A 15,135-nucleotide genomic window follows, 5' to 3' on the forward strand; every position below is an offset into this window, starting at 1 on the left:
TTTGTGCTTTTATCGGTGGTTTTGAGCTGTTTTGCCCATTTTCAATACACAGACGCTCTAAAAAGGTAATTGGAACATCGATTGCATTAGTCTTGCGAACAACAGTGAATATATCTCAGCTTAAGGAATAACAAACGGCTGAAAGTCGACTTAGGCGTGTATTTAGGATTTTAAAAAAGGATATTAACTATGAGTCAGGTTAGAAAAGCGGTAATCCCTGTAGCGGGCCTTGGGACGAGAATGCTCCCAGCAACGAAAGCTATTCCAAAAGAGATGTTGCCAGTGGTTGATAAGCCATTGATCCAATACGTGGTAAGTGAATGTGTTGCTGCAGGACTAAAAGAAATTATCCTAGTAACGCACGCGAGTAAAAACAGTATTGAAAACCACTTTGATACCTCTTTTGAGCTAGAAGCCACACTAGAAAAGCGTGTAAAACGCCAACTGTTAGAAGAAGTTCAGTCAATCTGTCCAAAAGATGTAACTATCATGCATATTCGTCAAGGCGTTGCGAATGGACTTGGTCACGCAGTACTTTGTGCTCGACCTCTGATTGGCGATGCGCCATTTGCGGTAGTACTACCTGACGTCATTATTGATGATGCAGCAAGTAATCCTAAGAAGGATAACCTTGCAGACATGGTTGCCAAATTTAACACCAGCCGAGTAAGCCAGGTCATGGTTGAGCAGGTTCCAGACGAAGATATCTCTAAATTTGGTATCGCAGACCTAGACGGCGCGGCAATTGCGCCAGGTGAGTCAGCGAAGATTCACAAAATGGTTGAGAAGCCGCCTCGCGACGAAGCACCTTCTGACCTTGCCGTTGTAGGCCGATACGTTCTGTCAGAAAAAATCTGGGATCTGTTAGAGTTCACGCCTCCAGGAGCCGGTGGTGAAGTTCAGCTTACTGATGCTATTGATGCATTGATGAAACTTGAACAAGTTGATGCTTACTACATGAAAGGTAAGAGTCACGATTGCGGTAGTAAGTTGGGTTACATGAAAGCTAACGTTGAATATGCGTTACGTCACCCATCGTTAGGCGACGAATTTAAAGAATACTTAGCTTCTGTTGTTAAATAGTCTTACTAGGGCTTGTTGATCTTTAGTGTAGATGAAAGAACAGCAGGCCTAAGGCAATTAAATAGCTTTAAACGATTAAAAATGCGCCCTTGCGGCGCATTTTTTGTGTGTGGAGCCAGCGTACCGCCTATTCGCTTTAGTCCTTCTATCTTACCTGTACATAGCCTTCAATTTTATTAAGCATCTTTTCACCGATACCTTTCACTTGAGTTAATTGTGCGACCTCAAGAAATGGGCCTACTTCTTCACGATATTTAATAATAGCTTTCGCTTTAGATTGTCCAACGCCGGGTAGGGTAATTAATTGCTCTACGGTCGCCGAGTTTAAATCGATACGTTGTTGTTGGCTTGTACCTTCATTAGCTTGCGCATTTCCACTATCCGCTGGTTGAGCGTGAACCGCTGGCGTTTGAATGGCTAGTGCAGATAGTACGAGTAAACCTGAGATTAATTTTTTCATCATCTTTCCTTGTATGTTGCTAAGCGCGCCATAAAGCGTTATCGGCGCAATATTTAAGTAAATGGTTTAAGTCATGTACCAAAGCGCGCTGACTTTTGTAACCTAGATGCAAGCGGAGCAGGCCTCTTTAAAAATTTCCTGTCTTCTGTTGTGACCAAGTTACAAAGCTCAGCACACTTCAACGTGTACAAAGGAAATAATAAAGGTGAACGAGAAAAGCGGTAGTCCAGTTTTAGTACAGTTTAAAGCAGGGGAGTGATTAATAGAGGCATAAAAAAACGGGCTATTAAGCCCGTTTTGAAATAATTGAAAGGTGTAAGCTCAAACGCTTATAGGCGGTCAAGAAGCGCCTGAGTGAACTCGGTTGTACCTGCTTCACCACCAAGGTCACGTGTTGTGCGATCGCCAGACTCGATAACGTCTTTTAGTGCTGCGCGAATTTTCTCTGCTTTATCGCCCATGTTTAGGTACTCAAGCATTTGCGCTGCTGCCAAGATTACTGACGTCGGGTTAGCTAAGTTCTTACCAGCAATGTCTGGTGCAGAACCGTGAACGGCTTCGAAGATTGCACAATCTTCACCGATGTTTGCACCTGGTGCCATACCAAGACCACCAACAAGACCAGCACATAGGTCAGATAGAATGTCACCGAAAAGGTTAGTCGTAACGATAACGTCAAACTGATGCGGGTTCATCACAAGCTGCATACAGCAGTTATCAACGATCATTTCAGCTGACTCGATGTCAGGATAACGCTCACCAACTTCACGGGCTACTTTAAGGAAAAGACCTGATGTTGACTTAAGGATGTTAGCTTTGTGAACAGCTGTTACTTTCTTACGACCTTCACGGCGCGCTAATTCATAAGCAAAAACAACGATTTTTTCAGCGCCGTCACGAGTGATCTTACTCATTGCTTCAGCTTCGTTACCGTCTTCTGATACAACTTGGCCAAGACCAGAGTACATACCTTGCGTGTTTTCACGAACGGTAATGATATCGATGTCTTCGTAACGTGCTTTTGTGCCTTTGAATGACATCACAGGACGAAGGTTTGCGTACAGTTTGAACTGCTTGCGAAGACTAACGTTGATTGAAGTAAAACCTTCACCAACGGGGGTCGTTAAAGGACCTTTAAGCGCAACTTTGTTTTTTGCGATTAGGTCTAAAGTTTCTTGAGGTAGAAGCTCGCCATGTTCTTCCAGTGCGACTAGGCCAGCATCGGCATAGTCATAGGCAAAGTCACAGCCAACCTTATCTAAAATTTTTGTGGTTGCATCGATAATGTCCGGGCCAATGCCGTCACCGCGAATGACTGTAATACGTTGCTGAGTCATGTGGAGGGATCCTCTGGTAATTCTGTTGTCAAAATCGTTAGGTTTATTCAATTTGTAGCTTGGCGTTTATGAGCCAATTTCTGCCTGCTTACTTATTATAATGGAAAATGTAGGGAAAAAGGGTTAAGCACTGCAAAAGTTGCCGTATTTTATACGATACCTGGCGCAAGTTATAGCCATTCGTAAAGATTAATTAAATAGCCGAGTACGATGTTTAGGAGTAAATGGCGTTACTGCGCGAGCGGACAGAACAAAAGTGACCCATTAGCGTCTAGCGCGTTTACCACATCATCTCGTCGAATACCTAGGATATTTAAAAGTGTTTTGATATTGATATCCTGAAGTAATGAATAAATATCCTGATTAAATAAGCACGCTTTGGCGAGAGCGAAGCTCAACACCAGAATTGCTTGTTCCTTTTGAAGTGATTTAGGAACGTCCGTACTTACTTTACTGCATTGGTGTATAACGGCACGCCACGTCGAGCTTTGATGCCAACTTCCAGCAAGTTCAGAAGCGATTGCTAGCCAAGGCGTGTCAGATTTGACCTTGAATGCGCTATTAATGGACACAGCTTTGCTGAGGTCGACGGGTAATGCTCGTGACACTTTAAACCCTGGTAGCGTGAACAAGGGAGTACAAACAAAGGTCATAGTCAATGCGGCAGATTGCGGCGAAAACTTCGAATCGGCGAGTTGTGCGAAATAGCTTGCAAATGAACAAGCCAATAAAGTTAATTGCTTGCACATGCCCATCAGTGGAAATTGGTTTTGCGTTAGCCGTTCTAACAGAGCAAATTGAATAAGCATGTCACCCACACGTTCAATGCCGTAGGTCAAAACCGCCTGTTTAATGCTTTTAACCGGAAGCTGAAGACGGTTGTCCTGACTCGCAGTGTGCATCAAAAAGTGATTAAACGTGGGCACGCTTTCAATTTTTTCGCAAAGTTGTTCAATATCTACATCGCGCTTTTGCAGCTCATCGATAATAGTTATAAGAGCTTTAGGGGGATGCTGAATTGCGAATGTAGAAGGTAAAAATGGTGTGCCGCCATGATTTACTCTCGCAGTGGCGGTATCAGTGTAAAGAGCAACAAAGTGCTCAAACGGCATTGTTAGTGAAATGGGAGAGCGTATTGACGATAGAGGCAGCCACTTTCCATCTTCATCGTCTTGACTAAGCATAAATACGTAGCCGTGATTTTGCTGAATGTCGACTAGCGCGCCCGGTACGCCGTTTGCGTAAACCTTTGCGCCAGGTAGCACACCATTAAATAGGTTGATAAGTGGTGCAATAAGGTGACGATGATGTGCTGGAAGGCGTAAAACGATCTGAGTGAAAACCTCACGATAATCTGCTTTTTTTGTTTTAGTAGCGAAAACATTTGCTAGGAGACAAAGCCTTTGAACCATATTAAGCCGAATGTCTGCAACGTAGTTAATGGGCTTGTCTGACCGAAATGCTTTTTGAAGTTTAATGATATCCAGCCAAATCGAGAGATTGTGTTTACGCAAAAAGCGAATGATATTGGCCGTTTGGTCGCTTGGTGTTCCTTTACTTGAAAGCCAGAGGGATGCGAGTAAAGACGCAAGCACATGTTGTAAATAGTGGTCGTTTAATCGGCAAAGCTTGCCAAACAGCGCCAATAATAAAAGATGTTGAGTATCTTTGGGAAGGTCATTATCGATGTGTAACGTTGCTGCAGCAAGCGCTGGATTGGCGTTTACTAAGGTCAGGATCCGTTTAGCGATTTTCAACCAATGGTTTATACGCTGCTCGACAGAAAGTTCAGTGTTACCTAACTGAACCAGGCGTTTAAGCGTGGAAATGATGTCGCTCACTCCCCATCCTTCTAACTTTTTTGGTAACTGGAGTAAGCCCCTTCACCCCATGCAATAAGTTTGTCGTTTTCAAAAAGTAACGGTGTACATTCATCTTGCGTGGTTAAGCCGTCAGCGCGCACATGTTGTGTCCTGAAAAACATAACCTGTATCGCCGTTGCTCCTTGTCGCTTAGCTTCTGTAATGTCAGGTGAGCCTAACAAAGCCAAAACCTCTTCTCTTGTACTGCCCAACTTCAACTTGGTAATTTGCACACGGTTATATTCTTCACGGTCTTTCCAATCCATATTTTCTGGCTTATCGGGATAGAACGCGATAACCATAAAAACAAACACCGCATAAAGGGCGATGCCAGCTAAAATTAGACGAATAACCTTGGTATTCATGACCGTTACTTCTCGTTTTTCTTTACTTTAATGTTAGTGTTAATCACGAGTGGGACGCATTTCCATCACGTTGAGAGAAAGCTTGATGCTTTAATGCGTAAAACAATACTCTTTAGTAGTGTAACGCAAAACGTCTGCCAAGCATAAGTAGTAAACGTAAGCAAATGCGTCTTATCACGGTTATCGGTTATTCATTACCTTATTTTTCATTCTTCACAACGTAACACGGTTCATATGCCGTCCCCGGGAGCTTCATTCGGTGCTGTTTTACAAAGGATTCTAGCAGCGTATCGACTTTTTCCATCAGTGCACTGTCACCAGTAAGTTCAAACGGACCATGTTTTTTAATTTGGGCAATACCCTCTGCTTTAACGTTTCCTGCGACAATACCCGAAAACGCTTTTCGCAAATTAGCGGCAAGGTCACTTTTGCTTTGATCCAAATGAAGCTGAAGTGCAGCCATGCTTTCATGAGTTGGAATGAAGGGTTGTTGAAAATCTTGCTCTATCTTTAACGACCAGTTGAAGCTAAAAGCGTCACCCATGGCACCTCTAAACTGCTTCACTTTTTCAAGCTGCTTCTTCATAGTGCGGGCAACTTCTTCCGGGTCGTTCACAATAATTTGATATTTTGATTGCGCTTGTGAACCAAGCGTTGCACCGACAAAGGCGTCAATAGCCTCGAAATACTCTTCGCTACCAGCAGGGCCAGTCAATATAAAAGGGAAGGGCTGCTGTGCATTTCGTTCATTCATCAAGATGCCAAGCAGGTAAAGCAGTTCTTCTGCTGTACCAACACCTCCTGGGAACACGACGATACCATGGCCCAATCTAACGAACGCTTCTAGGCGTTTTTCGATATCCGGCATGATAATGAGCTCGTTTACTATGGCATTCGGTGGCTCAGCAGCAATGATACTCGGCTCTGATATACCAATGTAACGCCCGGTTTTATGGCGCTGCTTAGCATGACCAATGGTAGCGCCTTTCATTGGGCCTTTCATTGCCCCAGGGCCGCATCCGGTACAAATATTCATATCACGTAAGCCAAGTTGATAGCCTACTTCTTTAGTGTATTTATACTCAACCTGATTTATAGAGTGGCCACCCCAGCAAACAATAGTGTTTACGCCGTCGTTACCCTCAAGTGCTTTGGCATGGCGTAGCATGTCAAAAACCATATCGGTAATGTCGTTACCTTCCGCCGGTGCGGTTTGGTGAAGAAATGCATACTTATTACCCATGTAAAGCAAGTCGCGCAGTACAGCGAAAAGATGTTCGTGTACACCACGTACGAGTTGCTCATCTACGAACGCTACCTCGGGCGGATTGACGAGCTCAATTTTTACGCCTCGTTCACGACGTATGAGCTTAATTTCAAAATTCTCATAGGGGGCGAATAGCGCTTCGAAATTGTCTTCATCAACGCCGCTGTTCAATACAGCAAGGCAGCAGTTTCTGAACATAGCGAAAAGCTCGCTATTAGTGGCATCTTGAAGGCGAGAAACTTCTACTTGCGACAGTTGGCTCATCCAGCCAACAGGGTTAAGCTGCACTTTCTTCATACTTTACTTCCTATAAGTCAGTGCTTAAATCAGTGACTACGAGATTGCGGCCGTTACGTTTCGCTTTATAAAGGTATTCATCGGCGCGCTCGAAAACCGTTTCTGTAGTATCATTTTCACCGAAACAGGTTGCGCCGAAAGAAGCGGTAATTTTTACTTTTTCTTGCTTAAATTTGAACGGCATAGCAGCGAGCTTTGTTCTAACTTCATTAAGCTTTTTATCAATATCTGCCATCTGCGTGTTAGGCAGCAGCGTAACGAACTCTTCTCCCCCCCATCTGGCAACAAAATCATTTTCTGACAGGCTTTGTTTCAGAAACTTGCTCACCACTTGCAGAGTTTTGTCTCCTGCAGCGTGACCAAACCTATCGTTGATCGATTTAAAATGATCAATATCAACAACGGCAACTGCCAGAGTATCCCCACTAGATTTAAAGTGAGCATACGCTGCGTCTAATTTTTCGTTATATGCTTGTCTATTAGGAAGGCGTGTTAGCGGATCGGTTCGACTCTGCATTGCTTGCTCGGCGAGTTTCTTTTTATAAACGCTGGTTTGTTGCTGAAGCGTATCTATGCGCGACTGCATTGAAGACAGCAATGCCATTAGCGCTTCTTGGCCTTGCTGATCGTTGCTTTGCTGCTCGCTTAAGGTGCTTACAAGCTTTTCAACCCGAAACTGGGTCTGCTCTTTAAGGGCTTCTAAGGAGCTGCTTTCTGATACAGCTTCTTCTATGTGGCTAATCTCACGCTTAAGCTGTTCATTGCCCGCTTGGCGTTGCTCGAATTGGGCTTGACTCCCCTGAATGGTATTGTTTACATCGTTGCTTACTTCACCTAGCGAACGGTGTAGGCTCTGAATGACTTTCCCTGTCAGGCTAGCCTCTGACATGGCGTCTTGCACAATCATCCGCAAAATTACAACGCAGCTTTTCAGTAACTGGTCTTCATCCATGCCGTCATCGAGACGTTGCTTTATGTCATTGAGCTGAGGATCATTCGGTTTTTTCTGCGCGTATGAAGTAATCAAATGATTAAGTTCAACTAATATAGAGCGGTAGTGAGGATTGTCATCTTTAAGCGAGCGAGTGGTCGAATTTTCTTGCTTGTTCGATGGCGCTTCAACCGACCCGGTTGGTTCGAGGCCTACCATTTTCTTGTTAAGTGCAATGCGGTGAAGGGCAATGGCTTTTGCGTATAGTTTATAAATACTAAATATATCGCCCACAGGCTGATTCAATTTAATCAACTCTTGTGTTGTCAGCCCTTTCAACTCACTGTCTTGAAAAACAATTTTCTGCAGCTGTTTCATCGCATCTTCTAGCGAAGATACAGTATCAACGCTGTATTTTCTCAGAGTTATTTCTTGGTGCTGTAGAGATTTATTAAGCTTTTCAATACTGACCGCCGCTAGGCTGAAATTTGGTGTGCCAGATAGATGGCCACGCAATACCTTGAGTTCAGTATCTATTTTATCGGAGAAGCCCTCGTAAAATGCTGAGAGCTTCACAATAAACTGGCAAAGAAGCGCATTATTTTGTTTTAAAGTTTGTAGTTGTTTTGCTTCCATAATCTCGTCTTAGTTCTAATTCACTGTTACCGCCGCGGCTGTGTTAGCTTTAGGGGTGTACTTCACCGTAATATTACTGACGTGCTTGACGATGATTGGCATAAGGCGCTTCATAATTCGAACGGAAGGGGTTGATGTCTAAACCGCCTCTTCGTGTATAACGAGCGCACACCGTTAACTTATCTGGCTGACAATGTTGCATTATGTCGTTGTAGATGCGCTCAACACACTGCTCATGGAACTCATTGTGTTGCCTAAAGCTAATCAGATATTTCAAAAGCCCTTCATGTTCAATAGCTTTTCCTTCATACCTAATTTGAATACTAGCCCAATCTGGCTGACTTGTGATTAAACAATTAGATTTAAGTAAGTGGGAAATAAGCGTCTCTTTTACTTCTGCACCACTCTTAGCCAGAGCTAAAAACTGGGTGTTGGGGGAGTATTGTTCGATTTCTACATCAAGACTATCTAACAATGTCCCTTCAAATTCTTTAAATTGCAAAGAGGTAAACTGCTCGGGAAGAATTAGCTTTACCTCAACAGTCTCGCCTGCACATGCTGATAAATCAGCCTGTAGCACCTGTCGTACGTCCTCTGCCGAGGCAAACTTTGTCTGATTGAAGCTATTTAAATAGAGCTTAAATGATTTTGATTCAATTAAGTTTTCTGAGGTGATAGGGACATGGCATTCTAAAATAGCAACATTGGGCTTACCTTTTAAATTAAGCCAAGAAAGTTCGTATCCAGTCCAGGTATCTATACCGTCGAAAGGTAGACTAGAGTTAGCGAGATCCAATGTGTCGCGGCTTAAACTGCGCGGGACGCCTTGCAACAAGCCGGGGTTATATTCAAATTCGTAGTCAACCTGTTTACCCAAAGAGAGGTCATCAGGTGCAGTGATAGTAATTTTTTGAGGTGAATTGTCAGTCGACATGTGAACCTTTTATCCATCTACGTGGGGTTTGAATAAGAGAACTGCAGTGGCGAACTAATGTCGTGCAGTATAGTCGAAACAACCCCAGTATTGACTTAACTGTTTAGTTGTATAGTGTACCCCAAAAATACGCAGGTAACGTCATAATGGCTCTAACAATTTCCGCACAATTAGATAAATTTGTATCATCTTATGTCGAACACACCAAGGGAGAAGGGTTAAAGATCGTATATGATAGCGAGTGGCCCTCGCCGTGCTATGAAAAGACGGCGCAAGATGGGGAGTTTGTTAGATGGACACCAACACTGCAGTCGCCCCCGCAGTCTTTCAATAACGTTGAAGAGGCGCTATCGCTAAAGCTAAATCCAGAATACTGTGAATACTTCACTCGTTACTACAGCGATAATTTAAGGGCTGCCGCCCCTCAAGGTCGCTGCGAGCTTCTACAAGTTTTCAATAGCGAAGACTTTGAGCGACTACAACAGAACTTGATTGGCCATTTGCTAATGAAGCAGAGGCTGGGGCAAGCGCCAACGTTGTTCTTTGGGTTGACTGATGAAGAAGATTTTATCTTAACGGTTGTCAATGAAAGCGGTGAAGTTGCACTCGAGCAGGTAGGTAAAGAGCCTTCTCAAATTCTTGCTCCGTCTCTTGCGGCATTTTTGGAGCAACTTACGCCCACTATGTAAGCTGTTTATTTAATTACATTGTCTGGCAGGTATAAAGTAGCCTGCCGGCAAAAGTCATTACTACTTTGCGCTAATTACCTCATTTAGCACACGTTTTAGTTCTGCCACTTCTTTTTCTAACGTCTCTACTCGTGCTTGCAGACTACTAACTTGCCCCGCGCTATTAGTTGAATTTTGTTGCGAGTCTTCTTTTTCGCTTGGCACATCTAATTTAGGTTTATGCGCGTTAAATCGCTTAATTGCCTCAATGGCTTCGGTTACCGATACTTTAAAAGGAGCCCTAGCACGTAAAATCCCCACCGACGGTGTTTTACCTTCTTTATGCATTTGAAGGCATAAAATATGGAGCTGCTGTAAATTAGAATTACTCATAATTCGAAAATGATTCAATGTCGTCAAAGTTAGCAGTGTAGCTTGTGTGTATAGTCAATTTCACTAATAAGTTACTTATCTCACTACTTTTTTTTAAGAGTTCAATACTGGTGAAACTATAATTTATATAAATATCAGTATCTTATATTTTGGCCTTATTCTTGTTTATTCAGTCCTAAATTACGTTATCACTTGTGCATACAATGGTTACTTTTCTCGCGTATTTATGTCTATTCAGTGTCGGTTCACAAAGTAGACGTAGTATCAAATAAAAACAACACACATAATTTAAGGAATACACATGAAAACGGTTCTTCTTTCTTTAGCTTTAGCATCTTCAGTTTTACTTTCAGGCTGTGTGGTATCTGTAGGTGGAGGGTCAGATAGTCACTATGGTGCCGATTGGGAAGATAGAGAGTTTAATAATCGCAAACACATTGCGAATCTTGAGACAGGGACAAGCTACGAAACTGTGCTGAGAAAAATGGGTGTTGCTGACTTTAACGAATTGTTCGAAAAGCAAGACGGCACTTATCGCGTACTTTACTACCGTACTCAAAAAACAATGGGCGACGGTATAACTACAAAAGACGAGTGCACCCCATTAGTTTTCAGAAACGGCAATTTGGTAGGTTGGGGTGACAGCGCCTATAGCTTGATGCACTAAACACGCTTCAATTTTAGTGACTAAATATAAAAGCAGAATTTATCTTTACTTTTAAATGTTAATAAAAAGTTAACATGTGAGGGGTTTTCGAGTAGGCTAAAGTTTGAACAGCTTGTGAGGTGGTTGGCGCAATGTTAAATGCGGCCGCATTTTTATCCACCTTGCCCATCTTATTTGAATGGGCATTTGCAACTAACAACTTTGCGTACAAGGAGCCCCTGATGAATACCGATGCGATTAATAACGCAATAGCCCCCTTGCAAGATACGGTTAAAGCTATCTACTTATCTGTTGATGACCTGAAAGTTGCTGCCTCCATTCTTTACAATGCATACGTAGACGACCCCCTTTTCATCGACATTTTTCAAGCAGAGAAAGAAGGCTATGAAAGCCGCCTTCGTTCCGCGATTCGCGAAGAACTCAACGCATTCTGGGTTGCAGAACAACCCATGATAGGTCTGTTTGATGACGACAGGCTTATCGCTGTGGCGTGTTTAACCGCACCCGATGCGGCATTTGGTTCAGGACGTTACTGGCATTGGAGATTGCGAATGCTTTTGACGGCCGGATTATTTGGTACTAAGCAAATGTTAGAAAAAGAAGAAAAAGTACGCGCCTTAGTACCCGCCGACAATTTCCATATGTTGAGCTTTATCGCAGTACATCCTGATTATCAGCACCATGGTCTTGGACATATTTTATTAGGTGCAATTGACAGCGTTGTAGAAGAAGACGCCAAAAGCGAAGGCATCGCGGTTTTTGTCACCGTGCCTTCCCATCGTCACTTCTTTAACGACGACAATTATCAAATCGTTAGTCAACTTCATTTGTCACATATAGACGGCGATATAATGTTTAGGAAAAAACAAAACTAGTATATTGCCAGGACACCTATACTGAGGTTCTAAAATGGGTTCTAATTTAATGCGTTCAGAATTGAACGCATTAAACAAAACACTGTTTACCTTTCGGACAGTACGTAATCGCGGAACTCGTGACTTTTCGGAGTTACAATTCTCGCCGGTAAAGGGCCGGTATAACTCGATTTCATAAATCTTTGTATATTATCGATATCCGCTAACGAGCCGTTGATTCGATCGATAACTTTTTGAGTGACTAAAATGACACCTTCTCGGGTAACTGTGAAGCCTTGTTGTTTTGCTATAGCGGTATCAGCAATTACGAAGTTAGGCGGGATGTTTACCCCTTTATCAACAATTACATTAGCTAACCTGGCTTCACTGCCTACATTTACCTCGGGTAGCAACACGCTTTTATCTATTATTGACCCTGTGCCAATACTAACATTTGATGACAAAACTGACTGACTCACAGAGCAACTGTTTAACTTACAGCCTGAACCCACTAATACTTGTTTAAGTTCACAGCAGGTCGAGTGGCTACCATTAGTAATTTCGGTGGGCGCCCGTGAAAAAGAGCTTCCCCAAATAGGCCACGTGGGATCGGATAGGTTTAATAAACTTGAGTTATTCAGCAAGTCCATATGAGCTTGCCAATAGCTGTCCAAGGTGCCCACATCTCGCCAATAGGGAATTTGCGCACCATTGGGGCTACGAAAGCGATGAGCGAAAACTCGATGCTGAGCAATAATTGAAGGTATGACGTCTTTGCCGAAATCATGCTCAGAGTTAAGCGAGCCAGCATCTTCGGTGAGTAATTTGAACAATACATCAGCGTTAACTACATAATTACCCATGGAAGCCAAACAATAGTCAGGAGCATCGACCAGTGCATGGGGAACGCGGGGCTTCTCATCAAATGCGGTAATTTGACTATTGCAATCAACCTTTAACACCCCCAACTGATTCACGGCTAACTCAGTAGGCACTTCGATGCATGACACTGTCATTTCAGCATTACTCTTCACATGGGTAGTTAAGAGTTTACGGTAGTCCATGTTATAGACATGATCTCCTGAAAGAATCAAAACGTTTTTCGGAGCCACCGACTTAATATAACCCATGTTCTGATAGCACGCGTCTGCCGTTCCCTGATACCAGCTTTCAGACCGTTGTTGTGATGCCGCTAAAATATCCAATCGACCGCCAAAGCTGTTGTTCAACGGGCTCCAATGCTGCATCAAATGGCGAATTAAACACTGTGACTTATACTGAGTCAGCACGGCAATTTGCTTTAGACCTGAATTAACACAGTTCGATAATGGAAAATCTATAATACGACAGTGGCTCCCAAACTCTAGTACAGGCTTAGCGCGCATTTTGGTTAATTCTTTCAACCTTGAGCCCTGGCCACCGGCCAAGACTAAAACTAAGGTATCTTTCATTATCTGGTAAATATCTGTTTCAGCATTCATATCAGGCTCCGAATTCAGCCGTCCCTGGCGCTATTTGTATCTAGTCTGTTATCTCAATCTTACGCTGTAATTCCTGTGTTTTAGCCGATTTAGGAAGAAGTATCTTGAGTACTCCTTTCTTAAAATTTGCGTTAATAGCATCTTGCTCTACGCTCACAGGTAACCTGAAACTACGCTGAAAACTGCCGTAACTACGTTCCATCACGTGTATGTTGTCTTCTTTATCTTCATCGCTTTCATACTTCTTCTCCCCGCTTATAGTGAGAATGTCGTCTGACAGCGATAGTTTTATGTCCTTACTCTCTAACCCCGGTAATTCCGCAGTCAATTCATAGCTTTTTTTACGCTCAACAATATCGACCTTGGGCGTAACGAAATCTAGTTTGGTGTCTATAAGACCGGAGGACTCTTTTGAAAAGGGAAAATGACTAGAAAAATCTTGAAAGAAGTTATCAAGGGCCTTTTGTCCAAAGAAGCTAGACAAGAAGCTGTTTGATTTACTGTCACTGGAACGATTAGTTATGGGTAAATTACTCATAATAAGTCTCCTATCGCAATAATAAGTAGATTATGGTGAGCCGAACTACCTAAGCTTTGACTTATCAGCTGCTAATAGTTAACAAGATTTAATCGCTAATGATATTGATCCCAGTCAATATAAGAATAGTTTATTTTTTAATCGATAGTGGAAAAGGTATTGCAAATTTTCACCGCGCTTTAGACAAGCGTAAACGGAGCACGATTAGATATTCGCTCTTATATGCTTATAACTAATATGTCGTCTGCATTGCTATGCCATTGAGGAAAAGTACCGTCCATTAAACTTGTAGTCACAAGCTTAGCTTTCAAAGTAACTCAAGATGTAGGTAAACTTTGTTAACGCTTTCTTGGTTGTCCTCTCGTTTCCTAGCATATTTACAAAAATGCATTTTTGCCTCATTCGCTTGTAAGACATTTCCCACAAACGCTGTGAGTGATCTTACCTAAATTCTGAAAGAAAAAATTATACTAAAGTATAAAGTCTTTGATTCTATTGCATATTTTTAAAAGTAGTCGAAAGTCGTACAAAAAACTTTCTTAAATCCCTGTAATTCAATATGGCGGTAATAATTGGAAGGGATACTATGAACATGTCACAAGGAAACACGACGAGTCACGGATTGAGTAAGGAATCATCAACGGAATAAGTTAGGACAACTTAAGGATGAGACTCTCACAAGGCAGTGAGTAAAGGGAAGAGAAAGCAGATAGGATGCTGCATTAAACGGACGTTGAAAACGGATTTGATAGGGAATAAAGGAATTCAAGGACGAGAAACGTGATAGGACATCACAAACAGGACGTTGCAGGGATAAAGGGACTAAAGCTAGCAAGGAGCTAGAGGCAAGGAGCCAACGGCAGGAGAGCCATCAAGGAATTTCTAGTTTGCATGGACGAGCAAACCAAGGATGAAAGAAGGACATGCTAAAGGATTAGCAAAGCTGTAGCAGGATGTGCAGCGAAAAATGGAACGAAGGAAGGGATCGTCAGCGGAGCCTGACAAGGACAGCCTCAGGATGAGGAACACTGCATGTAGGATGTGCAGTAATTTAGGAAAAAAGGAAAGGGACCTACGCATGGAAGTGTAGCTCGCACAGGAAGGCGCGAGAGTAGATGGAAAGGGGCGTATACGGATTTTAATCGGGAAGATTTTAGTCGCAAAGGATCGCGGAGAAGGATACTCAAAATTCCAGGAAAAAGGGGAGCCGCTAGGTTCCCCTTTTTTTGCGTTGTTGTCCCGTCCTGAAATACGTTGACATAAAGAGGATTTCTTTATGACAACTTCAAGTAATCAAAGACCTAAGCGTACACAGCGTGATTACACCTTAGCTTTTAAATTGGGTGTAGTTGAGCGTGTAGA

At 42.7% G+C, this 15,135-nt stretch carries 15 protein-coding genes; 5 read left to right on the forward strand and 10 right to left on the reverse strand.

The genetic code is table 11. From position 1 onward, the window contains the following. Window positions 1-189 precede the first annotated feature (189 nt). Complete coding sequence (gene galU / locus MHM87_RS17720) at window positions 190-1,083, forward strand: UTP--glucose-1-phosphate uridylyltransferase GalU (RefSeq protein WP_239260445.1); 894 nt, start codon at window positions 190-192, stop codon at window positions 1,081-1,083. A 145-nt stretch (window positions 1,084-1,228) separates the two neighbouring features. On the opposite strand, the gene MHM87_RS17725 is transcribed toward galU, so the two are convergent. The 7 genes from MHM87_RS17725 to queF all read right to left on the reverse strand — a co-directional run bounded on the left by MHM87_RS17725 (window position 1,229) and on the right by queF (window position 9,172). After that, window positions 1,229-1,543 (reverse strand): helix-hairpin-helix domain-containing protein, encoded by a 315-nt coding sequence (locus MHM87_RS17725; RefSeq protein WP_061484972.1) that lies wholly within the window; start codon window positions 1,541-1,543, stop codon window positions 1,229-1,231. 329 nt (window positions 1,544-1,872) lie between these two features. After that, entirely contained in the window at window positions 1,873-2,880 is a 1,008-nt protein-coding gene (locus tag MHM87_RS17730) for an isocitrate dehydrogenase (protein WP_014948534.1), read from the reverse strand. A 230-nt stretch (window positions 2,881-3,110) separates the two neighbouring features. Next, window positions 3,111-4,721 (reverse strand): histidine kinase, encoded by a 1,611-nt coding sequence (locus MHM87_RS17735; protein WP_239260447.1) that lies wholly within the window; start codon window positions 4,719-4,721, stop codon window positions 3,111-3,113. A gap of 11 nt (window positions 4,722-4,732) precedes the next feature. Continuing rightward, window positions 4,733-5,107: a DUF3192 domain-containing protein gene (locus tag MHM87_RS17740; RefSeq protein WP_014948536.1), complete on the reverse strand. Its 375-nt coding sequence runs from the start codon at window positions 5,105-5,107 to the stop codon at window positions 4,733-4,735. Window positions 5,108-5,306: 199 nt separating this feature from the next. Beyond that, window positions 5,307-6,671 carry a nucleotide 5'-monophosphate nucleosidase PpnN gene (gene ppnN / locus MHM87_RS17745; protein ID WP_049585972.1) on the reverse strand — a complete coding sequence of 455 codons (1,365 nt, stop codon included), beginning with the start codon at window positions 6,669-6,671 and terminating at the stop codon, window positions 5,307-5,309. Window positions 6,672-6,681: 10 nt separating this feature from the next. Further along, on the reverse strand, window positions 6,682-8,238 hold the full coding sequence (locus MHM87_RS17750; RefSeq protein ID WP_239260449.1) for a GGDEF domain-containing protein: 1,557 nt from the start codon (window positions 8,236-8,238) through the stop codon (window positions 6,682-6,684). 73 nt (window positions 8,239-8,311) lie between these two features. Then, window positions 8,312-9,172 carry an NADPH-dependent 7-cyano-7-deazaguanine reductase QueF gene (gene queF, locus MHM87_RS17755; RefSeq protein WP_049585974.1) on the reverse strand — a complete coding sequence of 287 codons (861 nt, stop codon included), beginning with the start codon at window positions 9,170-9,172 and terminating at the stop codon, window positions 8,312-8,314. Between the two features lie 146 nt (window positions 9,173-9,318). On the opposite strand from queF, the gene syd reads away from it, so the two are divergent. Further along, entirely contained in the window at window positions 9,319-9,861 is a 543-nt protein-coding gene (gene syd, locus MHM87_RS17760; protein ID WP_156086041.1) for a SecY-interacting protein, read from the forward strand. 60 nt (window positions 9,862-9,921) lie between these two features. Here syd and MHM87_RS17765 read toward each other — a convergent pair whose 3' ends face one another. Further along, entirely contained in the window at window positions 9,922-10,233 is a 312-nt protein-coding gene (locus MHM87_RS17765; protein WP_049585976.1) for a hypothetical protein, read from the reverse strand. Window positions 10,234-10,534: 301 nt separating this feature from the next. On the opposite strand from MHM87_RS17765, the gene MHM87_RS17770 reads away from it, so the two are divergent. Then, window positions 10,535-10,900 carry a DUF3192 domain-containing protein gene (locus MHM87_RS17770; RefSeq protein ID WP_014997556.1) on the forward strand — a complete coding sequence of 122 codons (366 nt, stop codon included), beginning with the start codon at window positions 10,535-10,537 and terminating at the stop codon, window positions 10,898-10,900. Window positions 10,901-11,121: 221 nt separating this feature from the next. Further along, window positions 11,122-11,775, forward strand: coding sequence for a GNAT family N-acetyltransferase (locus MHM87_RS17775; RefSeq protein WP_044556927.1), 654 nt, complete (start codon window positions 11,122-11,124; stop codon window positions 11,773-11,775). A gap of 86 nt (window positions 11,776-11,861) precedes the next feature. Here MHM87_RS17775 and glgC read toward each other — a convergent pair whose 3' ends face one another. Together glgC and MHM87_RS17785 are read right to left on the reverse strand one after the other, a co-directional pair. After that, window positions 11,862-13,235: a glucose-1-phosphate adenylyltransferase gene (gene glgC / locus MHM87_RS17780; protein WP_239260451.1), complete on the reverse strand. Its 1,374-nt coding sequence runs from the start codon at window positions 13,233-13,235 to the stop codon at window positions 11,862-11,864. Window positions 13,236-13,275: 40 nt separating this feature from the next. After that, window positions 13,276-13,773 (reverse strand): Hsp20/alpha crystallin family protein, encoded by a 498-nt coding sequence (locus MHM87_RS17785; protein ID WP_239260453.1) that lies wholly within the window; start codon window positions 13,771-13,773, stop codon window positions 13,276-13,278. Between the two features lie 1,276 nt (window positions 13,774-15,049). On the opposite strand from MHM87_RS17785, the gene MHM87_RS17790 reads away from it, so the two are divergent. Further along, window positions 15,050-15,135: valyl-tRNA synthetase (locus MHM87_RS17790; RefSeq protein ID WP_081333992.1), on the forward strand; the 86-nt coding region annotated here is incomplete at its 3' end.

This window comes from Alteromonas sp. Cnat3-28 (assembly GCF_022348265.1).
GTDB lineage: Bacteria > Pseudomonadota > Gammaproteobacteria > Enterobacterales > Alteromonadaceae > Alteromonas > Alteromonas macleodii.

Coding starts and splice junctions, on each gene's coding strand:
- MHM87_RS17750 (WP_239260449.1), bottom strand. CDS start 8,238: ATGGAAGCAAAACAACTACAAACTTTAAAACAAAATAATGCGCTTCTT.
- queF (WP_049585974.1), bottom strand. CDS start 9,172: ATGTCGACTGACAATTCACCTCAAAAAATTACTATCACTGCACCTGAT.
- MHM87_RS17775 (WP_044556927.1), top strand. CDS start 11,122: ATGAATACCGATGCGATTAATAACGCAATAGCCCCCTTGCAAGATACG.
- glgC (WP_239260451.1), bottom strand. CDS start 13,235: ATGAATGCTGAAACAGATATTTACCAGATAATGAAAGATACCTTAGTT.
- MHM87_RS17765 (WP_049585976.1), bottom strand. CDS start 10,233: ATGAGTAATTCTAATTTACAGCAGCTCCATATTTTATGCCTTCAAATG.
- syd (WP_156086041.1), top strand. CDS start 9,319: ATGGCTCTAACAATTTCCGCACAATTAGATAAATTTGTATCATCTTAT.
- MHM87_RS17730 (WP_014948534.1), bottom strand. CDS start 2,880: ATGACTCAGCAACGTATTACAGTCATTCGCGGTGACGGCATTGGCCCG.
- MHM87_RS17785 (WP_239260453.1), bottom strand. CDS start 13,773: ATGAGTAATTTACCCATAACTAATCGTTCCAGTGACAGTAAATCAAAC.
- MHM87_RS17770 (WP_014997556.1), top strand. CDS start 10,535: ATGAAAACGGTTCTTCTTTCTTTAGCTTTAGCATCTTCAGTTTTACTT.
- MHM87_RS17740 (WP_014948536.1), bottom strand. CDS start 5,107: ATGAATACCAAGGTTATTCGTCTAATTTTAGCTGGCATCGCCCTTTAT.
- ppnN (WP_049585972.1), bottom strand. CDS start 6,671: ATGAAGAAAGTGCAGCTTAACCCTGTTGGCTGGATGAGCCAACTGTCG.
- MHM87_RS17725 (WP_061484972.1), bottom strand. CDS start 1,543: ATGAAAAAATTAATCTCAGGTTTACTCGTACTATCTGCACTAGCCATT.
- galU (WP_239260445.1), top strand. CDS start 190: ATGAGTCAGGTTAGAAAAGCGGTAATCCCTGTAGCGGGCCTTGGGACG.